This window comes from Brevibacterium album DSM 18261 (assembly GCF_000426445.1).
Taxonomy (GTDB): domain Bacteria; phylum Actinomycetota; class Actinomycetes; order Actinomycetales; family Brevibacteriaceae; genus Brevibacterium; species Brevibacterium album.
The window spans coordinates 47,322-68,941 of the sequence record NZ_AUFJ01000016.1 but is presented as its reverse complement, the minus strand read 5'-3'; the positions used below and the strand labels follow the sequence as shown (position 1 = coordinate 68,941).

At 72.5% G+C, this 21,620-nt stretch carries 12 protein-coding genes and 1 tRNA gene; 4 read left to right on the top strand and 9 right to left on the bottom strand.

The window, feature by feature from the left end:
* Positions 1 to 460: 460 nt before the first annotated feature.
* A complete protein-coding gene (locus tag K318_RS0113430; RefSeq protein WP_169721475.1) occupies positions 461 to 1,726 on the bottom strand; it encodes a Zn-dependent hydrolase in 1,266 nt (421 codons plus the stop codon).
* A gap of 194 nt (positions 1,727 to 1,920) precedes the next feature.
* Between K318_RS0113430 and K318_RS0113425 the strand changes: the two genes are divergently transcribed.
* Positions 1,921 to 1,993, top strand: a tRNA-Ala gene (locus K318_RS0113425).
* Positions 1,994 to 2,249: 256 nt separating this feature from the next.
* Positions 2,250 to 2,540 (top strand): hypothetical protein, encoded by a 291-nt coding sequence (locus tag K318_RS0113420; RefSeq protein WP_029089848.1) that lies wholly within the window; start codon positions 2,250 to 2,252, stop codon positions 2,538 to 2,540.
* Between the two features lie 142 nt (positions 2,541 to 2,682).
* On the opposite strand, the gene K318_RS21980 is transcribed toward K318_RS0113420, so the two are convergent.
* Entirely contained in the window at positions 2,683 to 3,681 is a 999-nt protein-coding gene (locus tag K318_RS21980; protein WP_169721474.1) for an Ldh family oxidoreductase, read from the bottom strand.
* A gap of 208 nt (positions 3,682 to 3,889) precedes the next feature.
* Here K318_RS21980 and K318_RS0113410 point away from each other — a divergent pair, with 208 nt between their 5' ends.
* Entirely contained in the window at positions 3,890 to 5,866 is a 1,977-nt protein-coding gene (locus K318_RS0113410) for a penicillin-binding transpeptidase domain-containing protein (protein ID WP_051298013.1), read from the top strand.
* A 60-nt stretch (positions 5,867 to 5,926) separates the two neighbouring features.
* Here the strand turns inward: K318_RS0113410 and K318_RS21975 are convergent, their stop codons facing one another.
* From K318_RS21975 to K318_RS0113390, 4 genes are all read right to left on the bottom strand, one after another.
* Positions 5,927 to 7,939 (bottom strand): ABC transporter ATP-binding protein, encoded by a 2,013-nt coding sequence (locus K318_RS21975; protein ID WP_035282042.1) that lies wholly within the window; start codon positions 7,937 to 7,939, stop codon positions 5,927 to 5,929.
* Entirely contained in the window at positions 7,936 to 9,885 is a 1,950-nt protein-coding gene (locus K318_RS21970) for an ATP-binding cassette domain-containing protein (protein WP_169721473.1), read from the bottom strand. Before K318_RS21970 ends, K318_RS21975 begins: the two co-directional genes overlap by 4 nt.
* Positions 9,886 to 9,974: 89 nt before the next feature.
* Entirely contained in the window at positions 9,975 to 10,892 is a 918-nt protein-coding gene (locus tag K318_RS21965; RefSeq protein WP_211233336.1) for a thioesterase family protein, read from the bottom strand.
* Positions 10,893 to 11,109: 217 nt separating this feature from the next.
* Positions 11,110 to 11,598, bottom strand: coding sequence for a GNAT family N-acetyltransferase (locus K318_RS0113390; protein ID WP_029089846.1), 489 nt, complete (start codon positions 11,596 to 11,598; stop codon positions 11,110 to 11,112).
* Between the two features lie 317 nt (positions 11,599 to 11,915).
* Between K318_RS0113390 and K318_RS0113385 the strand changes: the two genes are divergently transcribed.
* Positions 11,916 to 15,224 (top strand): HNH endonuclease signature motif containing protein, encoded by a 3,309-nt coding sequence (locus K318_RS0113385; protein WP_029089845.1) that lies wholly within the window; start codon positions 11,916 to 11,918, stop codon positions 15,222 to 15,224.
* 156 nt (positions 15,225 to 15,380) lie between these two features.
* Here the strand turns inward: K318_RS0113385 and K318_RS0113380 are convergent, their stop codons facing one another.
* From K318_RS0113380 to K318_RS0113370, 3 genes are all read right to left on the bottom strand, one after another.
* On the bottom strand, positions 15,381 to 16,781 hold the full coding sequence (locus K318_RS0113380; protein WP_029089844.1) for an MATE family efflux transporter: 1,401 nt from the start codon (positions 16,779 to 16,781) through the stop codon (positions 15,381 to 15,383).
* Positions 16,782 to 16,856: 75 nt separating this feature from the next.
* Positions 16,857 to 18,146 carry a TRAP transporter substrate-binding protein gene (locus K318_RS21960; RefSeq protein WP_156914021.1) on the bottom strand — a complete coding sequence of 430 codons (1,290 nt, stop codon included), beginning with the start codon at positions 18,144 to 18,146 and terminating at the stop codon, positions 16,857 to 16,859.
* A 102-nt stretch (positions 18,147 to 18,248) separates the two neighbouring features.
* A complete protein-coding gene (locus K318_RS0113370) occupies positions 18,249 to 21,569 on the bottom strand; it encodes an acetyl-CoA carboxylase family protein (RefSeq protein WP_029089843.1) in 3,321 nt (1,106 codons plus the stop codon).
* Positions 21,570 to 21,620 lie beyond the last annotated feature (51 nt).

The window sequence follows — 21,620 nt, the reverse complement described above, 5'->3', positions numbered from 1 at the left end:
ACCAGCACATAAAACATACTGGCATCATAAAAACAAACAAACACGCTATTGAGTTCTCAAAGAACAGACACACAAACCCATCCCACCACACACGCACGCGCAGCGCTCAAGGAGAAGTGCTCCCACCCGAACCGGCCCACACCCGCCCTGACCAGGGAAAACCCCGTCTCAGCCGGTGCGTCCGCATCAGGCGAACGAGAAACTACTCTAAACCCTCACCGTCCTGGAAAGCAAACCCGAACCCGGGTGATACCCGCCACACCCACTCGCAAGCCGGTCATGGCACCAGAAACTATTCACACTCTCAAAAGAAAGAAAGGAATGGAGTGAAACCCCAGAGCAATCCCCACGCCACCCGCCAGGCGAACCCGCCCGGGCAACAGCACTGAACTCTACACACACCCACCCCACCACGCAAACCACAGACCCGACCCACCGGAGACGGGGATGCACGCGCACGTCACCGCACGGCGTGGCGCACCGAGATCTCGACGATGGTGTTGAGCAGCACCTCGGCGCCCGCGAGGATGTCCGCGCTCTCGGTGAACTCCTCCGGGCAGTGGCTCCGGCCGCCCTGAGAGGGGACGAAGACCATGGCGGTCGGGACCTGGAGCGCCATGAAGGCCGCGTCATGCCCCGCGCCGCTGTACAGACGGGAGTGGGAGAGGCCGAGATCGGCCACCACCTCGCCGGCGATGCCGAGCAGCGGCTCGGACATCGGCACAGGCTCCTCGGACGGAAGCCATTCGAGCTCGACCCCGACTCCGCGCTTCGCGCCTTCGGCCTCCGCCGCCTGCGCCAGGCGCTCGCGCGCATGCGCGATCCACTCCCCGTCGGGGCTGCGGAACTCGCCCCACACCTCCGCGGTCTCGTTGATGACATTCACTGCGTCCGGGGTGAAGGTGATGCTGCCGGAGGTGCCCCGGCTCGTCTCCTGCTCGGAGGCGATGGTCTCGACCGCGAGGACCGTGCCCGCTGCGGCGCACCCGGCGTCGCGGCGCACGCTCATCGGAGTCGTACCGGCATGGTCCTGCCTGCCGGTGAAGAGGCTGCGGAACGGCGCCACTCCGGTGATGTCCGTGACGAGGCCGATCTGCGTGCCCTGCGCCTCGAGATTGGGGCCCTGCTCCACGTGCAGCTCGACGTACGCGATGACGTCGCTGAGGTCCATGGCCGCCTCGTGCATACGGTTGGGGTCGACCCGGGCGCCGCCCAGGGCGTCCCCGAACGCAGTGCCCTCCTGGTTGCGCGCCGCGAGGTGCGCCGGGGTGAGGGCGCCCGTGAGCGCACGCGATCCCACACAGCTGAGTCCGTGCGGATTGACCTCCTCGTTGAAGAAGTCGATCACGACGAGGTCATGGGCGAGCGTCGTCCCGCTCGCACGCAGGGATCGCGCGACCTCCAGGGCCGAGGCGACGCCGACGTTCCCGTCGAACCGGCCGCCGCTCAGCACGGTGTCGGTGTGCGAGCCGGTCATGATCCGACCGCGGCCGGATCCGTTCCCCGCCAGCACCCCGATGACGTTGCCGGCGGCGTCGATGTGCGCGTCGAGACCCGCCTCCCGCATCCGCGCGAGCACCCAGTGGCGGCCGTCGACGTCGAGGTCCGTGAGAGCGCTGCGCGTCCACCCCGGCAGCGAGTCGTCCACCAGCCCGGCGAGGGTCTCCAGATCGTCGAGAAGCCGTTCGCCGTCATCGGGGAGGCCGATCCGCTGAGCCATGCGCATGCCCTTCCCCTCCGTGCGGGCTCCTCTGTGCGGCCGCTGGCCCGCCGCCGTCCCGCCGCACTCCTCCTCCGAGCCTCCCACACGCGATGCCGGGCGGACAGGGGGCAGCCGCTCCCTGAGACGCGGCTCGGCTGCACGATTTTGCATCGGCGCCGCCGGGCGTTAGAGTACTCGGGTCGCCGCACGGCGACGGAGGGGCTATAGCTCAGTTGGTAGAGCGCTTCGTTCGCAATGAAGAGGTCAGGGGTTCGAATCCCCTTAGCTCCACAGCAGTCCTGAGTCGCAGCATCGGTTACCAGCGGTGTTGAGACTCAGGACTTTTTTCGTGGGTTCTCTCGGTCGGCTCACGCAACTGCGAACCCGTCCCGTCCCCGCCCGCCCGCTGCCCGGGCGCTCACGCACTCCCGCTTCTCCACTCCCCTGCGGAGGGAACCCGGCGGGCGTCCGGTCGTGTGCGCGGCGATGTCCGTGCCCGGACCTACACTGACGATCGAACACACATTCGATTGCCCGGGAGGTCGGCATGGACGCACTGGCACGTCACCTGGATCAGATCGCGACGGTATGGACCTCGCCGGACGGAGCCCCGGCACGTCTCGTGTGGAACCGGCGTCGCTTCCTCGTCTGCGGGAAGCCCCTCGCCTGGTTCGCACCGGAGGGCGCGGCGTCCGGCGAAGACGGGCCGACGGGAAGCAGGGAGGAGACGCGGATGTGGCAGGTCCAGGCCAGGGCCGTGGACAACGGCGAGCTCCTCATCTTCGACCTCGCCGCCGGTCGCGGCCCGGAATGGACCGTGGCGCACATCTTCGACTGAGGAGCGTCTCCGGCTGAGCGGCTCAGGCTGAACAGCTCCTCCGCGAGGACGCGGCCATGGGAGGCAGGCCATCGCCGGCGTGCGGACCCGGAGCACAGACGGTCCCACCCCCTCCAGGATCGGCCATGACGCAGTCTCGGGGTCAAGTCCGCCGGAACCCGTCCAGCTCCTCCCACACCGCGGCCGGCAGGACGATCGTCTCGAGGGGCTCCCTGCGCCGGCCGAAGTCAGCGCCATGGTCCGCTGCGAGCCGGGACAGGTGCGCCTCGGCCCGGTCTGCGAAGGCCGGATCGAAGGCGGCGGGGTCCAGCGCGAGCAGGAACAGCCCGGTCCCGGGCGAGCGCCCGCCGCTGTCGAAGGCGGGTGCGTCGAGGGAGAAGGCGGCCCCGGAGAGCACCGCGAGCAGCTCGACCATGACTGCGATGTTCGAGCCCTTCGCCCCGCCGAACGGCAGCAGCGTCCCCGCCAGGCCCGCGCCGGCGTCGGTGGTCGGCCTGCCCTCGGAGTCCAGCGCCCGGCCGGGCGCGATCGCCTCCCCGCGCCCGGCCGCCTCGCGCAGCGCAACCCAGGCGAGCGCGCTGGTGGCCTGGTCGAAGACCCGCGGGCCGCGTGCATGCGGCAGGCCGAAGGCGATCGGGTTGGTCCCCGTGAGGGCCGTCCGCGCGCCGAACACCGACATGAGGGCCGGGGAGTTCGCCGCCGCCAGCGCGACGCAGCCGCAGCCGGTGAGCTCGTGGACGTAGTGCCCGAGCTCCCCGGCCGTGAACCCGTTGCGCACGCTCAGCACTGCAAGCCCCAGCTCGCGGACCCGCCCCAGGAGCTCCTCGCGCACGGATTCGAAGGCGAGCTGGACGGGACCCGCATCCGCATCGACCGTCAGCACTGCGGCTCGAGGCCCACCGGCTCGCGGCCGCGCCTGCCCGTTGAGCCGCCCGTCCCGCAGCGCCCGGAGACAGTCGAGCAGATGTGCCGCTCCCACAGTGGGGCGGCCCCGCCGCTCGGCGGCGACGGTCGCCCGGGCCAGCGCCCCGGCCACGGCCTGCGAACCGCCCGCGCCGCGCACCGCCTCCTCGCATGCAGCGTGCAGGAGTGCGGGAGTGAGACGGCGGTCTCCGGCGGCGCGCTCTTCCCGAATGCTCATGGTGCCCGACCCTACAGAATCTGCGTCCGCAGGGAACGGAACGGAGGACGGCATGAGGATCGCTCCTGCACCTGCCCCCCGGCGCCGCGCACCGCGCCGCGAAGCCGTGCCCGGCTGACCTTCCGGCGCGAGCCCCGTGCCCTTCGAGTACCGTGGCACCGGAACCGCAACCCGCCGTCGGCTGTGCCGCAGCCCGAGGAGGACACCCGTGCCGAGCCCTCGCCGTCTCTCCGCCCGCACCTGGACGCTCATCGCCGCGGGCGCCTTCGTCCTCGTCCTCCTCGCCGTCATCGGCGTGTTCGCCCTGCGCGGCGGCTCCTCGCCGGAGGCCGTTGCGGAGCGTGCGGTCTCGGGCCTGCGCAGCGGCGAGCTCGAGGCCGCGGGCTGGCCGGCCGGTGCGGACGAGGAGTTCGCCGCGATCACCGCCGACCTCGGCGCCCTCGAGGGAACAGGCCCCTTCGGTGCGCCCGAGATCGAGCTCACCGGGGTGAGCCCCGAGGGGGACTCCGCCGCCGCGCATCTCTCCTGGAGCTGGCCCCACGGGGACCGCAGCTGGGACTACACGTCCTCCCTCCCCCTCACGCGCACGGACGGCGAATGGCACCCCGTCCTCGAGCCCGGTGCCATTCATCCGGAGCTCGCCGCGGGCGGCGTGCTCAGAACCGTCACCGAACGGGCCCCGCGCGGACGCATCCTGGGAGCCGGCGAGGAAGTCCTCAGCGGTCCGCGGGAGGTGGTGGTCGTGGGCGTGGAGCCGCGGCGCGCCGAGGACGCCGGAGAGCTCGCCGACGACCTCGCCGAGCACCTCGACATCGACGGCAGTGCGCTCGCCCAGCGCATCGACGAGGCCGCGGACGATGCCTTCGTCGAGGTGATCACCCTCCGCAGGGAGGACTACGACGCAGTGAGCGATGCGATCCGGCTGCTGCCGGGCACGGTCTTCCGCGAGGAGCAGCAGCCCCTCGGGCGCACACGGGAGTTCGCCGCAGCCACCCTCGGCAGCGCCGGACCTGCGACGGCGGAGGACCTCGAAGCCGCGGACGGGCGGTACTCCGCCGGCTATGTGGTCGGCCGCAGCGGTCTCAACCGGGCATTCGACGAGGAGCTTCGCGGGGCGAGCACCGTGACCGTGAGCAGGATGGATGCGGACGAGGAGCACCATGAGCTCGCCGTGCTCGCGGGGGCCGACGGCGCGGATGTGACCACGACGCTCGACGTCGGGGTGCAGGAGGCCGCCGATGCCGCGACCGCGGAGGCGGACCGGCCCGCTGCGCTCGTCGCCGTCAGGCCCAGTGACGGCCACGTCCTCGCCGCCTCCAACCACGATCCCGACGGCGGTGTGTTCGATCGGGGGCTCACCGGCCGCTATCCGCCGGGCTCCGTCTTCAAGATCGCAAGCAGCCTCGCACTCCTCCGCACGGGCACCGCACCCGATGACGTGCTCGCCTGCCCGCAGACCACGGAGGTCGACGGCAAGGTCTTCACGAACGCCGAGGACGCGGAGCTGGGCGCGGTGACGTTCGCCGAGGACTTCGCGCAGTCGTGCAACACCGCCTTCGTCGATGCCGCCGCGCAGGTGGACGGCGACGCGCTCACCGCCGCCGCGGAGGATCTCGGCATGGCCTCGTCCGCCATCGGGACGGACGCCTTCGGGGCGAGCATCCCGGTGGAATCGGATCCCGTCGCGCATGCGGCGCTGATGATCGGCCAGGGCACCGCCGAGGCCAGCCCCCTGGCCGGCGCCGTCATGGCCGCGAGCGTGGCCCGGGGTCAGCGCGTGGACGCCGTGCTCGTCCCGGAGGCCCAGGACGGTGCCGGCCGGAACGGCGATGGTGAGGACCGCGCCGGCGGGAACCGCCCCGGTGGGGACGAAGCAGGCGGGGACGAAGCGGCGCAGGCCGAGCCGGGTCAGCCCGAGCCCGAGCACATCGCAGTCCTGCAGGAGCTCATGGCCGAGACCGTGCGCACGGGCACGGCATCGGCGCTGGCCGATGCGCCGAGGCCGGCCGTGCACGGCAAGACCGGCACGGCCGAGTACGGCGGGGAGACCCCACCGCGCTCGCACTCGTGGTTCACCGGGTATCAGGGCGATCTGGCCTTCGCGGTCCTCGTCGAGGACGGCGGCTTCGGCTCCGAGGCGGCCGTGCCGATGGCCGAGGAGTTCCTCCGCACACTGCGCGGCTGAGCGCACTGCACGGCTGAGCGCACTGCACGGCTGAGCTGCGCGCCCGCTGCCCCTCCGCGCCTACACGGTGCGCGCGAGGAGGCGGTCGAAGGCACCACCGCGGCCGCGGAGCTCACCGGCCGGGCCGGATTCCACGAGCCGGCCGGCGTCGAGCACCGCCACGTGCACGTCCGGCTCGATGAGATCGACCCGATGCGTGATCTCGAGGGTCGTCCCGCCCGGCCGCAGACGGCGCAGCTGGGCGCGCACGTGCGCGGCGGTCTCGCCGTCGAGCTGGCTGAGCGCCTCGTCGAGGACGAGCACCTCCGGTTCGGCGAGCAGGGCGCGGGCGAGCGCGAGTCGCTGGAGCTGGCCGCCGGACACCTGACTCCGTCCGGCGGCCAGAGGCGTCTCCAGGCCACGGGGCAGGGTCTGCGCCCATTCGTCGAGGCCCACGGCCGCGAGCACGTCCATGACAGCCGCATCCGGAGCCTCGGGCGCGGCCAGACGCACGTTGGCGCCCACGGTGTCCGTGAGCAGGGTGGGTCGCTGGTCGACGAGCGCGACACGGCTGCGCAGCACGTCGAGGGGAAGCCGGGCGACATCGACGCCGCCCAGGAGCACCGTCCCCTCTGCGGGGTCCCAGTCCCGCAGGAGGAGGGCGGCGAGAGAGGACTTCCCGCCGCCGGACACTCCCGCGAGACATGACCATTCTCCGCCGGGCAGGCGGAGGGACACGTCGTGGAGGACCGGGCGCGAGCCGTAGGAGAAGGAGACGCCGCGGAATTCGACGGAGGGCAAGGGGTCGTCGGAGGGCGAAGGCTCGTCGGAAGTGGACAGTCCGGCTGTTGCGGATGGCGTGGCAAGAGCGGGCAGCCCCGCAGTTGCAGATGGGGTGGCACGAGCGGACAGGCCTTCCGCTGGGGGCGGTGCGGTGAGAACGGACGGTGCGGAGCCGGCCGGAGCGTTCACCACGGACTGACCGACCGCGGCCGGATCGACCACCGCGGGCGGCGCCTCGGTGACGGCGCGCAGGCGCTCTGCACTGGCGAGTGCCGCGTCCAGTCCCGCAGCGAAGCCGTCGATCCCGCGCACCGGACCGCGCAGCCCCACGGCGACGGCGAGCGCGAGGAGGATCGCCTCGGCGCCGGCGCCCGTCTGCACCCCCACGGCGACGACGGTGACGAGGGCCCCTGCCTGGAGGAGGTCGAGCAGACCCGCCCGCAGGCCCTCGACCGCACCGGAGCCCGAGCGCTCGCGGGTGAGCGCGCGGCCGGCGGCGTCGAGGCTCCGCAGGCGGGTCCCCTGCGCGCCGGACATGAGCACCTCGCGCACACCTGCGACGTCATCGCCGATGTGCGCGGCGACCTCGCCCCGGCACTCCGCCACCCGGCGGGCCGCCCGCCAGACGGTGCGGGCAGACAGCAGGGGAAGGACGAGCGAGACGACGGCGAAGGGGACGAGCAGCCAGGCGAGACCGGCCTCGGCGGCAGCACCCAGCCAGAGGAGTGCCGCGAGCGGCACGAGCACTGCGGAGACGGCGGGCGGGAACGTGTGCGCGAAGAAGACCTCGACGCGGTCGATGTCGCGCGTGGCCGTCTCGGTGAGGGCCGCCCCCGCGCGTCCCTTCGTGGCCGCGGGCGCCTGGGGGATGAGACGCGAGAAGAAGAGCTCCCGCAGCCGCTGCAGGGCGGTGAAGGCGACCCAGTGGCCGGCGTAGTGCTCGGCGTAGCGGAGGCCCGCCTTGGCCAGGGCCATGACGACGAGGAGCCCGCCGAGGCCGCCGGCGTGCACCCCGCGTCCCTCGAATGCCGCGATGAGGGCGGAGGCGGCGATGACGAGCAGTCCGATGCCCAGCAGCTGTGCGCTGATGCGTGCGAGCGCCGAGAGCACGAGCGGGAACAGCAGTCCGCGCGTGCGGGCGAGGAGCCAGCGGGCCGTGCTCCAGCGCGTGTCGCTGTCGCGGTTGCGAGGGGCGGGGCTCGGGATGGCGGGGGTGCCGCCGTGACCGGGAGTGCGGCGGCGGGCGGTGGCGCCGTGGCCGGGGGCGGAGGAGGCGTCCGCGGTGTGAGCGGCCTCGGGGTTCCCGTTCATCCGCGGCTCCCCCGTCCTCTCCGCTCCCCGTGCGGCGGTGTGCCCGCCTCGTCCGCGTCTCTCGCGCCTGAGTCTCTCGTGTCTGAGTCCGTGTCGTCCGGGCCTGTCCGATCGCACCGTGTCCCGCCCGGCCCGGTGCCGTCCGATCCCGCGCGAACGGCCTCGAGGCGCACGACTCTGTCCGCGGCGAGGATCGCCCCCGGCCGGTGGGCGATCATGAGGACCGTGCGGTCCGCGGCGAGGGAGTCGAGGGCGGCGAGGAGGGCGGCCTCGGCGGCGAGGTCCACCTGGCTCGTGGGTTCGTCGAGGAGCAGGATCGGCGCCTCGGAGAGCCAGGCCCTCGCGATCGCGAGACGCTGGGCCTGGCCGCCTGAGAGCAGTGCGCCCTGCTCTCCCACCGGCGTGTCGAGGCCCAGCGGCATCGCCTCGACATCGGCACGGAGACCGGCGCGCCCGAGGGCGTCCCAGAGCACGGAATCATCGGCAGGAGAGAGCGCGGCATCGTCCGCTGACGCCGGGGCCGCGATGCGGAGGTTGTCCCGGATGCTGCCGAGGAAGAGGAACGCCCGCTGCTCGACGACGGCCAGCCGAGCGCGGGCCCTCGCGAGATCCGCGGCCGAGGCGCCCGGCCCCACCTCGATCCCGTCCACCTCCGCGCGTCCGGAGCGCGGACGCAGGTGTCCCTGCAGCACGGCTGCCGCAGTGGACTTCCCGGAACCGCTGGGACCCACGAGCACCACCCGCTCCCCGCGCCGCACCGTGAGCGAGAAGTCGCGCAGGACATCGGGGCCGCCCGCCCACCCGGCGGTGACGCCGTCGAGGCGGAGGACGGCGGGCTCATGCTCCTCCGAGCGCAGCTGAGCCCGCGCCTCGGGATGCGCCTCGCCCCGTCCGGCTGCGTCATCGGCGGAGGTGAGCAGGGCGCTGATCTGCGACTGGCTCGCACGTCCCGCGATCCCGATGTAGAAGAACTGCCCCACGACGTCTACGGGGCCGATCACGAGCGTGCTCATGAGCACGACGGCCATAGCCTGCCCCAGGTCGATCTCACCGGCGGCCGTCCGGGTCGCGGCGAGGACCGCGGCGGCGACGACGACGGTGAGCGAGAACGCCGCATCGACGACGAGGATGAGCAGCTGGTTGGCCGCCAGCAGGCGCATGAGGGAGGTGCGGTGCTCCTCTCCCCGGCGGGCGAGCCATGCCGCCTGACGCTCCGCGGCACGCGCGTGGACGAGCGTCTCGAGCGCCTGGAGCGCATCGAGGAAGGCGGCCGTGAGCCGGGCCTGCGAGCGGCGATAGCGCCCGCCCACGGGTCTGACTGCGCGCCGGAATCCGCCGATGAGCACGGGCACCAGGAGGATCAGCAGCGCCAGCACACCGGCGATGAGGGGGTCCACGAGGAGCGCCATGAGTGCGAGCACGAGCAGCGGCGTCGTGAGCGAGGCCGTGATGGGGCCGAGGAAGGAGGCCCGGTACTGCGCGGCCTTCTCCACAGCCGCTCCGGCGGTCGAGAGCAGGCGCCCGGCCTGGGCGGAGGCGTGCACCGCACCCCCGCGGAACACGGCGGAGACGACCTGTGCGCGGAGACGGCGCTCGGCCTCGGAGGACGCCCACTGGGTGAACCACGCGCTCAGACCGGTGCACCCGGCCGAGACCGCTGCGCAGGTGAGTGCGGCGGTCCACCACCCCGGGCCGGGGCCCGAGGGAAGCTGCGCGAAACCGGCACCGGCGGCCTCACCCGCCGCCGGCGAGGGCAGAGCTGTCGAGAGCAGGGAGCCGACGAGGGCGAACAGCACCGCCGCCGAGGCCGCCTGCACCCAGCCGAGCCCGGCCGAGACCAACAGCACCCAGCGAGGAGCGGCTTCCCGCACACGGTCGTCGAGGGGCGCGGTCGCGCCGGGATGGGCCCCGTGGCCGTCTCGCTCGCGGGGCTCTCTGTCTCGCACGCGGGAGCCACCACTTCCCGGGGAGCCTTCGCGCCCCGGGGGACTGTCGCCTCCGTGCGCGCTGGCGGCCGATGGGTGCGGGACCGCTCTCACCGGGTCTTGAAGTAGACGAGCTGCGTCGTGGTGGCCAGCAGATCGCCCGTCTCGCCCCAGACGTGCGCGACCTGATCGAAGAGCCCGCTGTGCATGCGGGAGGCCTGGGCCTGTCCCAGCAGGAACTCGCCCTGGCCGGCGAGTTCGGCCGGGTCCGCGTGGAAGTAGACGGTGAAGCTGATGGTGCCGGCGGGCGAGAACCCTCCGGTCCGGGCGAAGACGCGGGGATAGAAGACATCGGCGGCCGCGGCCAGCGAGGGATAGTCCCAGCCGCGAGCGGGCACCTGGCGGAACCACACGAGGCTCTCCGAGCTGTCCGCGGGCACCGCGCCGCGGGGGTCCATCGGCGGAAGGCCCCTCACATAGCGGAACTCGTAGTTCTGCAGCCAGCGGAGCGGCGCATCCTCACGGCTCACGGACTCGTGGTCGGCGGGGGCGCCCGCATCGGGGGTGACGGCCTCGGTGTCGGAGAACGTCTCCCTGTCCGAGGCGAAGAGCGCCGTGCCCGTGAGCGCGATGTGCCCGCCCTGCTCCACGCGGATCGTCCAGTGCTGGTTCGACCGGTTGGTGCGGACGGGCTCGCAGACGATGCGCATCTCGCCGTCGGCGAGGGCAGTCGTGTAGTTCAGGGTCAGCGCGGCGGGACGGCCCTGCGCGCGGGGATCGGACATGAGCGCCGCGAGCACCTGCGCAGCCGTCGCCCCGCCGAACGGCCCCACCATGTTCGCCCAGGCGGGATGGGTGCGCGCGGTCACGGACCTGGGGGAGGCGGGAGCTGTGACCGAGGCGGCGTCTGGAGCAGCAGGGGCGGCGTCAGCGGCCGTGGCAGAGCCGGCCGCCGCGACTGCCGGGGCGCCGGCGATGCCGGCTTCGACCTCGGCCAGCGCGGTCATCTCGTCGAACGGGTGCACCATCGATCCTCCGAATCGTGCGGGCGGGGCAGTCTCGCAGGAGATGCGGCCCCGGCGAGCGGTCCCGGGCGATCACGCCGCGCCCGAGCAGGGTGGTCACGGGGAGATGCGGCGCACACTCGGCGCACACCTCGGCGAATCCGAGCCTAGCGCGCCCGCACGCGGGCTCGTGCGCCGACCCTGCGGCAGGCCCGCAGCCGAGCACATGTGAGCGGCGCGCTCAGAGGCTGCGCAGGAGAACGTCGGAGTCCTCGTTGCGCCCGGCGATCGTGAAGCCGTTGGCCGCGAAGAACTCGCCCGCCGTGTTCTGCTCGCTGACCGCGAGGCTGACGCTGCCCCGCCCGGCGAGGCGGAGCAGATCGAACACGGCCCGGAGGAGATGGGTGCCCACCCCCTCCCCCTGTGCGTCCGGGGCCACGGCGATGAGGAGTTCGGGGATCGTGTCCGCCGCCCAGCCGCGACCGCGCCAGTCCTCCGCGGGCATCCGGACCCAGGCGGCGCCGAGGGGTGCACCGTCATCGTCGACGGCGAACACGCCCATGTCCCCCGAGCGGCCCCAGCCGCGGATGTAGCCCGAGAGCGTCTCATCGGCGAGGATCTCCTCGTCCCCGAGCGGCCTCGCGTCGATGGACCAGTTCACGACCTGTGCGAGGAAGGGCAGAAGGGTCGCTTCGGCCGACTCCTCCGAAGGTATGGGAAGAAGCTTCATGCGTGTATTCTCTCCGACTCCTCCGGCGCGTGCACCGCCGACTGCAGTGTGAGCCCCGCGCGACCGCGAGACGAGAATGACGACTCAACCGCCTTCCTGCATCCGGGGGGTGCGGGCCCTGCGCGACCTCAAGCCGCGAGCGCGACGAGCGGACCGGGCTTCGGTTCGAACATTCCTTCGATTCTCTTGACCTCGACTCATTCGCGGGTGCAATAGAGCTTGCATACGATTCCGTTCGTCTCATCTGAACTTGATATGCATCGCCGAGGCTGCGCGGGATCAGCCCAGGCGGAACACCCGCCCGAGAGGAGGCCCCGGTGGACTCGCACAGACACCCCGCCTCCCTCGACGAGGTCCGAGCGCTCCTGCATGCGCAGACCCTCCCGGATCCGCTCCTCGACTCCCTCCGGGAGCTGCTGTCCTCACTGGAGCAGAGGAGGGGCGAAGGTCACGCGGTGCCGCCTGCGCATGGCGAGCCCGGTGCGGAGCCCCTCGCCGCGGAGGAGCGCAGCCAGGGCAGGATGCTCGCACAGCTGACGGCGGGCAGCCGCGCAGGCGACAGGCTGCGGGCGCATCAGCTGGAGGAGCGTGCGCGGTTCGCGCTCTCCCGGATCCTCTCCACCAGTGCGGGCGAGGACGAGCTCTCCCTGCTCTTCGAACCCGTGGGGGCCTTCCCCTCGCCGCGGGGCATCATGGAACCGACCGCCCGTGTGGGAGAACCGGATGCCTGTGCGGGAGAGAAGCTCACGCCGGGAGCCGATGCTGATGCCGCACCGACAGGGCTCCCCACGGCCTCTCCTCCAGCATGGCCGCCCGCGGGCTCCCCGCTGGCCGCGGCGGCCGGAGCCGTCGATCCCGCATCGGCCCCGGTCGCTCCGGCGTTCGTCCCGAGCCTGCCGGGGCAGAGCGATGGGAGCCTCATGGGCTTCCTCCGCATGCTCTTCGCGCGTGAGGACCTCATGGGCCTCGCAGCCGCGCACGGCTCCACCCTGCAGACGGAGCGCACCGCCTGTGCGGAGGCAGTTCTCGTCCTGCTCGGCATGCCGGACCTCCTGCGGGCCGTGAGCGAGGGCGCGCTGCCGTACAACCGCCTCGGTCGGCTGCTGCCCAAGACCAGGCTGATGTCGCTCGCACAGCTGCAGCTGCTCGACGTCTTCGTCGTGGGTCTCGACAGGAAGCTCTCGCTCCACCGCTATCTCTCCGCCGCCCAGAAGTTCATCTCCGCCCTCGACGGCGCTGCGCTCACCCCCGCTCAGGTGCGCCGCGAGCGCAGGGTCGTCCTCGAGCGGCACGACGACGGCACGGGCTCCCTCACGCTGCAGGGTCCGCTGCTCCTGCTGGAGGCCCTCTACCAGCGCACCCGCGGGATGGCGCGGGCGATCATGCGCAGTCAGATCAGCTCGCTGCAGTGCGAGCTCGCCGGAAACGCTGCCGGAGAGGCTGATGGTGGGACCGCCGGCGACGATGCGGCCCGAGAGGCAGCCGCACAGACCCCGTTCGGCTCACCGGCGCACCCCGGCGGGTTCGATCCCGCGCATGTGACAGCACTCGACGGCCGGGGCTTCGGCCAGCTGATGTTCGATCTCCTCTCGGGGGCTCTGCCCGAGACCACGACGGCTCTGCTGGAGGAGGACGGCGTGCGGCGGCACCATGTGCGCCTCCTGTGCCCCACCGACGGCGAATGGCTCCGTCGGCAGGCCTCGGTGAATGTGACGGTCCCGGTCACGACCCTGCTGCGCGTCGATGACCGGCCCGGCGCGATCGCGGGCGCCTCTCCGCTGCCGGCGGAGTTCGCGCGGGAGATCGCGGCCCGTTCGACCGTGTGGAATCGCATCCTCACTGACCCCGCCCGCGGGACCGTCCTCGACGAGCCCTCGCGCACCTACGCCCCGGATCGCGCGACGCGCACAGTGGTCAACACCAAGTGGCAGACGTGCACGGCACCCGGATGCACGGCGCCGGCGCAGACTGCGGAGTTCGAGCACGCCGTGCCCTTCGACCACTGCGATCCGGCCAGAGGCGGCCCCACCCATCCCTCGAACGGCCACCCGATGTGCCGCAGATGCCATGTGCTCAAGACCGCCGGCATCATCAGGATGGAGCGCGTGGGCGCGGATGAGATCGTCTGGTCACTCCCCCTCGGCGTCACCGCCTCGGTGATCGCCGCACCCATCGACGCAGGTGGAGCGCTGAGATGTGCATCTTCACCGCCGGGGGACAGCTGTGTCCGCGCAGCATCCGAGAACGGTGCAGCATCCGTGAGCGGTGAGGTGCCTCCGGTGATGCTGCCCGGGCACTCGAAGACGCCTCGATCCCTTGGCTCACCTGGTCATGACGACTCCCCTGGTCGCGGTTCCGCTGAGCGTGGCTCCACTGTGCAGGGCTCCCCTGAGCATGATTTCCCCGCCGCGGGAGGCATCACCGCAGTGACGACCCCTTCGCAGGCAGCGCGGCTCGCAGCGCGGGTGATCGCGCGGATGGAGGCCGATGAGGCGCGGCGGGAGTCGATGCGACGGGCAGCGGCAATCGCGGAGGACCGGGCGCTCCGGCACACGCGGCAGGAGGCACGCGTGCTCGGGCGGCGCGAGGAACGGCTCACCGGCAAGCTCGAATCGCTGCGGATCGAGCGCTCCCGGCTCGCCGGTGCGCAGCGGTCCCATGAGCAGAGCCTCCAGCGGATCAGCAGAGACAGGGAGGCACTCGATCATGAGAGCCTGCGCCTCGAACGCATCGGCGAATCCGTCCGGCGGCGGGAACAGCGGGTCGCGCAGGTCGAACGCGCGTGGTGGGAACGCACGCGTGAAGCCCATCTGCGACTGCGCGCTGAGGCCGCAGAACGAGAGGCAGGCGAATGGGAGTCCCCGGAGGAGTTCATGCGTCTCCTCGCCCGGCCGGGCGTATGCCCGCACTCGGACCTCGACGCCGAGCTCGCGCGCATGCGCGCCGAGGAGTCCCGCCAGCATGGGTCCCACATGCTTGGGTCCCACGTGTTTGGACCCCACGTGCAGGAGATGCCGATGCAGGAGGAGGCCGGAGCTCCGAACGACGCAGAAGCCCCCGCATGTCCTCGGTGCGAGGCCGAGTATGCCGCGTTCCTCATGGAGATCAGCGCTCTCAGCAGAGATGACATCGATGAGCTGCTCCGCGAGGAGGAGGCCGCTCTGCGCCACGAGCGGGAGCGAGAGCGGGCACGGGAGACGAAGCGGCAGCGAGAGGCCTTCCGCACCGCGAAGCTCCGAGAGCTCGAGGCCACGCAGATCCGGGAAGCGGAAGCGGCTTACCGGAAGGAAGGGCGGAGACTGGGCCGCGAACGCGCCCACAGCGAGTACGCACAGGCGCTGTCCTCCCTGTGCGCCGCGCAGTGCTGCGTGTCCGCCCGTGCCACAGCTCGTGCCGCAGACGGAGATTCGGACAGACACGCGGACGGAACTGCACAGGCGCACGCACCCGGCACTGGAACCGCCGGGGGAAGCCGTTCGACGGAGCAGGCCGGCGGAGCGCCCGGGGATTCCGCGGCACCCGTGATCACCGCACAGCAGCCGGTCATCACCGAGCCCACGCGGAGGACGGCAGTGACCCGGCGTCGTCGAAGCCGATTCAGCGACGACACGCCCCCGCCGTTCTGAACCCCGCGCTCAGCGCTTCCGGGCCCCACAGACAGCGGCCCCCGCGCTTCCAGATCCACAAGCAGCATTCCCGAGCCGCTCCGCGCTCAGCGGTTCTGAACCTGCGCTCAGCAATCCTTCACTCAGCGCTTCCGGTTCCGCAGGCATCCCTGGCCCTCAGCGGATACCGCGGGCGAGGGCGCGGTCGATCCAGCGACGGCCCCGGGCCCGGAATCCGAGGGTGAGCGCGCGAGCGCCCATGAACACGAAGACGAACGCGGCCCAGATGCCCGCCGCTCCCGCGAGGGAATGGCCGAAGAGCACGGGGGCGGCACCGTTGCCCAGCCCCTCGGCACCCAGCCCCTCGGAGCCCGGTGCGCTGTTCGCTCCCCCGCTGGTGAGCAGCCACAGTGCCGCTGCGAACAGCGCGAAGGAGACGACCTGCGCGAGCGCGAGGTAGCGGGCGTCCTCGGCCCCCATGAGCACCCCGTCGAGCACGAAGACATAGCCGGCCAGCGGCAGGCTCAGCGCGAGCACCACCACGAGCGTGCTCGTGAGCGCCTGCACGGCCGGGTCCTGCGTGAACGCCAGCGGGACCCACGCAGCCCCCAGGGCCAGCAGCAGACCGCACGCCGCGCCGAAGCAGATCCCCCAGCCCGTCAGCCGGCGGGTGACCGCGATCGCCCGTTCCGCATCGGCCGCACCCAGCCGCAGCGCCACGAGCGCCTGCCCCGCGATGGCGAGGGCGTCGAGAGCGAGCGCCAGGGCGAAGAACAGCGTCTGGACGATCTGCACGGCGGCCAGCTGCGTGGTCCCCAGGCCCGTGGCCGTGAACACCAGCAGCACGAGCGCCGCGCGCAGCGCCGCGCTGCGCACGAGGAGCCAGCCCGAGGTCTTCGCAGACGACCACACCCCCGCCCAGTGCGGCGCGAGCGAGGCCCCGTGCCGTGCCGCCGCCCGGAAGGCGATCACGAGGTACACCGCCGCCATGCCCGCCTGCGCGATGACGGAGCCGAGCGCCGAACCCGCCACTCCCAGCCCGAGCCCGTAGATGAGAATCGCATTGAGCCCGATGTTCGCACCGAAGCCCAGCCCGGCGACCAGCAGCGGGGTCTTCGTGTCCTGCAGGCCGCGCAGCAGGCCCGTCGCCGCGATCACGAGCAGCATGAAAGGCAGGCCCCACCAGGAGATGGTGAGGTAGCTCAGCGCCTCCCGCTCCACCTCGGGAGACGGGCCGAATGCCGCCACGACCGGCCCGAGCAGCGGCAATCCTCCCGCCAGCAGCACCGCGGAGGTGAGCACGGACAACCACATGCCGTCGAAGCCCGCGGACACCGCGCCCGGGACGTCACCGGCGCCCACGCGCTTCGCCACCCGCGGCGTCGTGGCGAATGCCAGGAAGATCATGAGCCCGATGACCGTCTGGAGCACCGTCGTCGCGATGGCGAGCCCGCCGAGGCTCTCGGCCCCCAGATGGCCGATCATGGCGGTGTCGGCGAGCAGGAAGAGCGGTTCTGCGATGAGCGCCCCGAGTGCGGGCACGGCGAGGCGGAGGATATCGCGGTCGAGGGGTTTCACCCGCGCGAGTCTAGCCCTGCGCCCAGCCGCGAACTACTCCGGCCGGCATGCGAACTGTTCCGATCGAGGGACAGGCTATTCCGGCCGATGGGCGAGCATGAGCTCCTCGAACACACGGTCGGAATATGCCGCCAGCGCATCCTCATCCGCATCGTGCCACTCCGGATACGAGGTGAAACCGCCCTCGTCCTCGTAGCCGAGCTCAGCGACGATGCCCCGCCATCTCTCCAGCGCAGCGTCGATCCGCCCCACGACCTCCTCGTCGACGGTGCCGTCCGCGATCTGCTCGGCCACGATCGCCTCCGTCGCCTCGCGCAGGGTCCTGCTCGCCTCCTCGTCGAGTTCGTGCACATCACCGCCGGTGTCCGCCAGCGTCTCCATCAGCCTGCTCGTGCCCTCGAGATCCGCCCTCCGCGAGTTCTTGAAGGCCTCGCCCATCTGGTCGAAGACCAGCTGCTGAGCCGCCAGCGGCAGATCGCGGTACTTCCCGCCCGCCACGAAAGCGCCGGCCCCGCGCCCGAACCCCGCGGCCTGCGAATAGGTCACGTGCGGCGCGACCTCGTGCAGGCCGGTCATCGTCGCCGAGAGCGTCGTCGCCAGCGCACAGTCCACGGCGTTGCGCTGCAGCGCCTCGTAGGTCTCCGTGTACTCCAGCGAGGTGCCGGTGGCCCCGAGCTCCTCGACCTGGGCGAGTGTAGCCCGCGATCCGATCGAGACGACCCTGCCCTGCCAGTCATCGAGGTTCGCGGCCGGTTCCGTGCACATCGCCATGACGGAGCTCGTCGCGTTGAAGGGGATGAGCGGCGTCACGCCCTTCTCCTCGTACTGCTCCAGCAGCCCCTCCGTGCCGTAGGCGACCTCCAGCATCGCCGCGTTCACCGTCAACTCCTCCGCCAGCGGCGAGGTGCCCGCCAGGCCCGTGCCCGCCGCGAGCGCAGAGAAGGCGGGATAGTCGTCCGGCTGGTAGATCGGGATCATGTAGGCGAGGTCCAGCCGGCCGTCGCTCAGCGCGGCATCGACCTCGGTGAACGGCGCGACGCTCGGCCCGTAGGCGATGTCGATGGAGATCAGCCCGTCCGAGAGCTCCTCGACGCTGCGCTTGAGCTCCGTCGAGCGGTAGGCGGCGACGTCCTCCGGCGAGGAGGCCGTCGACTGGAGCTTCAGCGTCACCGGCTCCATGTCCCCCAGCGCCGCGAGATACTCCTCCTGCGAGGCCCCGGGAGCCACGCCCTCTCCCCCTCCGGCTCCCCCGCCTCCGCCGGCCACCTTCCCGCCGCACGCGGCCGTGAGTCCCAGAACGGCGCCCGCCGCGACCACGCCCAGCGACCTGCGGGCGCGCGTCCCTTCATATGACCCCATCGTCATCCCCTGTCCCCGTCATCATGCGGCTCGCTGCCCGCTGACAGGAGCCGAGAGCAGCCACGCCGCACCGTGCGGCGTGACCGTGTCACAGCGCCGTCCGCCCGCTCACAGCAGCGTCCGGAGCCAGTCCCGGGTGAGCGCCGGATCGATCACATCGTCGATGTCGAACAGCATCGCCGCACTCATCGCCCTGCCCTGCTCATAGGACTCGGCGATCAGCTCGGCCTCCCGCTCGGCGCGCGACTGCGCATCCCCGATCGCCGCGAGCTCCTTCGCGTACCCCAGCCTCACAGCGCCTTCGAGGCCCATCGGCCCGATCTCACCGCTGGGCCAGGCCACGGTGAACTGCGTCGACCGGAAGCCCCCGGCCGCCATCGCCATCGCCCCCAGCCCGTATCCCTTGCGCACCACGACCGCGCCCACCGGCACCGTGAGCGCCGCACCCGCGACGAACAGATCGCCGAATGCCCGGACGCCGGGCTCGTGCTCGGCCTCCGGCCCCACCATGAAGCCCGGGGTGTCCACGAACGAGACGACCGGCAGACCGTGGTCCTGCGCGAGTCGCAGATGCTGCGTCATGGTCCGCGCGGCATCCACGTCGATCGCCCCGCCGAGGTGGTGGTTGTCGTTCGCGATGACGACCAGGGGCCTGCCCCCGATACGGATGAAGCCCGTCACCGCACCCGGCCCGTACTCCCGCCGCACCTCCGTGAACGAACCCGGATCGGCCACCGCTCCGATCGCCTCCCGCATGGAGAAGGCCCGCAGCCGGTCCGCCGGCACGACCGTCCGCGCGCGCTCGGCCTGCGCGGCGTCCGTCTCCTCAGCGTCCGCCTGCGCCTCCTCCCGGGCGCTGCCGGTGAGCACCGAGAGCGCCTCCCTCACATGGGCGACGGCCTCGGCCTCATCGGCGGCGAGCACGTCGATGACCCCGTTGCGCAGGTGGACTTCGGCCGGCCCGATGTCCTCGGGCCGGTGGCGTCCCAGCCCGCCGCCCTCGATCATGGCAGGTCCTCCCATGCCGAGGTTCACCTCGGGCGTGGCGATGATGAGATCGCACACCCCGGCCAGCGCGGCATTGCCCGCGAACGTCCGCCCCGAGACCACCGTGATGAGCGGCACCTTCCCCCGCAGCCGCGCAAGCGAGGCGAATGTGGGCACCTGCAGTCCGGCCGACGGCCCCTTGTCCGTGTCCCCCGGCCGCCCGCCGCCGCCCTCCGCGAACAGCACGAGCGGCACCTGCCGCTGCTCAGCCACCTGGATGAGCCGGTCCGTCTTCGCATGGTTGCGCGTGCCCTGCGTGCCGGCGAGCACCGAGTAGTCGTAGCTGATCACCACGACCTCGCGGCCGTCCACGCGCGCCGTCCCGCCCAGCAGACCGTCGCCGGAGGTCTTCGCGATGAGCTCCTCGACGCTGCGCCTGCGCGTCTGCGCCGCGATCACGAGCGGACCGTACTCCACGAAGCTCCCCGCGTCGACGAGAGCGGCGATGTTCTCCCTCGCCGTGCGCCGTCCGCGCGCATGGGTCTTCGCGACCGCCTCCCCGCGTGCCTCGTCCAGCACCGCGGCATGGCGCTCGCGCACCTCGGCCACCCCTGGATGGGGCTGCGCACCGCGTTCGGCCGCATCCGCACCGCCGCGGGCACCGCCCAGCACCGCGAGCGCGCTGCCCGCGCTCACGTAATCGCCCACCTCCACGAGATGGCGCACCTCCGCGGCTGCCGGACCGGCCACCGGATGGTGCATCTTCATCGCCTCGAGCAGCACGTACTCCCCCGGCCGCTCCCCCAGCGCCACGACGGTGCCGGTCAGGGGCGCGCGCAGCAGCTCCTCCCCCTCGCACAGCGCGGGCTCGGCCGCGCGGCTCGAGTCACCGGCGCCCGAGACCGGCCCCGATCCCCCGATCCGTCCATCCGTCGCGCCGGCACCCGCCGTGCCGCTGCCCGCCGTGCTCGCGCCGGAGGCCTCCCGCTCCGCGTCGATCCTCCGCGCCCGCTCCGCGATCTCTCCGGCAGCGGCGTCATAGGCGGTCGTGGTCGCCTCGCCGAGTGCGAGCAGCTCGTCGATCGCGAGCAGCAGGCCGATGTTCGTGTCCAGTCCCCGCACCTCGGTCTCGGCCAGCGCCTGTGCACCGGCCCTCCGCGCCGCCGCGAGCCCGGCCGCGTGCACGACGACCTTGCCGAGCAGCGAATCGAAGCCGCCGGTGACGGTGCTGCCGCTCTGCGCCCACGTGTCCACCCGCACACCCGGTCCCGTGGGCCAGGTCAGCGACTCGATCGTCCCGACGCTGGGGCCCGGCTCGCCGGAGTCCAGCACCGTCTCCGCCGTCACCCGCAGCTGGATCGCGCACCCGCGCGGCTGCGGCGCGATGCTCTCCCCGGCCGCGGCCGTCCCCAGCGCCTCCGGCACGCGTCCCGCCGCGACGTCCAGCTGACAGGCCACGAGGTCGAGGCCCGTGACCTCCTCCGTGACCGTGTGCTCCACCTGGATGCGGGGGTTCACCTCGAGGAGCACGTGCTGCCCGCCGTCCGCCACGAGGAACTCCACCGTCGCGAGCGAACGGTACCCGGCGGAGGCCACGAGCCGCTGCGCATCGGCGTGGAGCCGCTCCCGCAGCTCCGCACCGAGACCCGGCGCCGGGGCGATCTCCACGAGCTTCTGCCTGCGCCTCTGGATCGAGCAGTCGCGGTCGCCCAGCACCGCCACGCCCTCCGGCGTGCCGAGCACCTGCACCTCGATGTGCCGGGCACCGGTGACGAGCGCCTCCGCGAAGACCCGGTCGTCGCCGAACCCGGCCGCGGCCTCGGCCGCACAGGCGGTGAGGGCGTCATGCAGCTCCTCCTGCTCCCGCACGAGGCGGATGCCGCGGCCTCCGCCTCCCGCGAGCGCCTTGACCGCGATCCCCGCCGGATGCGCCGCGAGCAGCGCCCGGGCCTCCGCGAGCGCCTCGCCCGCACGCCCTTCGCCGTCGGTTCCCTCTCCCTCCGGGTCCGCTCTCAGCAGCCCCGTCGCGGCGGGCACCGGCACGCCCAGCTCCTCGGCCCGGGCGCGGGTGGCCCGCTTGTCCCCGAACAGCTCGAGCGCCTCCGGCGAAGGGCCCACCCAGGTGAGCCCCGCCTCGGCGCAGGCCCGGGCGAGCCGGGGCGACTCCGCGAGGAAGCCGTACCCCGGATGCACCCACTGCGCGCTGGACTCACGTGCGGCGGCGATGAGCGCGTCGACGTCGAGGTACGCGGCCGCGCCCCGGCCGGGCAGGGTCACGACCTCGTCCGCGAGCCGGATGTGGAGGCCGGCCGCCCCGCCCAGCGCCGCCTCGTCCGCCGAGCGCACCGCGACGGTGCACATCCCCGCGGTCCGTGCCGTCCGGATGATCCGCGCGGCGATCTCCCCGCGGTTGGCGATGAGGAGGACAGGTGTCTCTTCCATGGGTTCCTTCGGTCGGTTCGAGGCGGTCTCGGCGTCTCAGCGTTTCGGCGG

Excerpts from the sequence above, each read along its gene's own strand:
- K318_RS0113430 (WP_169721475.1), bottom strand. The coding sequence starts at position 1,726 with ATGCGCATGGCTCAGCGGATCGGCCTCCCCGATGACGGCGAACGGCTT.
- K318_RS0113420 (WP_029089848.1), top strand. The coding sequence starts at position 2,250 with ATGGACGCACTGGCACGTCACCTGGATCAGATCGCGACGGTATGGACC.
- K318_RS21980 (WP_169721474.1), bottom strand. The coding sequence starts at position 3,681 with ATGAGCATTCGGGAAGAGCGCGCCGCCGGAGACCGCCGTCTCACTCCC.
- K318_RS21975 (WP_035282042.1), bottom strand. The coding sequence starts at position 7,939 with ATGAACGGGAACCCCGAGGCCGCTCACACCGCGGACGCCTCCTCCGCC.
- K318_RS21965 (WP_211233336.1), bottom strand. The coding sequence starts at position 10,892 with ATGGTGCACCCGTTCGACGAGATGACCGCGCTGGCCGAGGTCGAAGCC.
- K318_RS0113390 (WP_029089846.1), bottom strand. The coding sequence starts at position 11,598 with ATGAAGCTTCTTCCCATACCTTCGGAGGAGTCGGCCGAAGCGACCCTT.
- K318_RS21960 (WP_156914021.1), bottom strand. The coding sequence starts at position 18,146 with ATGACGATGGGGTCATATGAAGGGACGCGCGCCCGCAGGTCGCTGGGC.
- K318_RS0113370 (WP_029089843.1), bottom strand. The coding sequence starts at position 21,569 with ATGGAAGAGACACCTGTCCTCCTCATCGCCAACCGCGGGGAGATCGCC.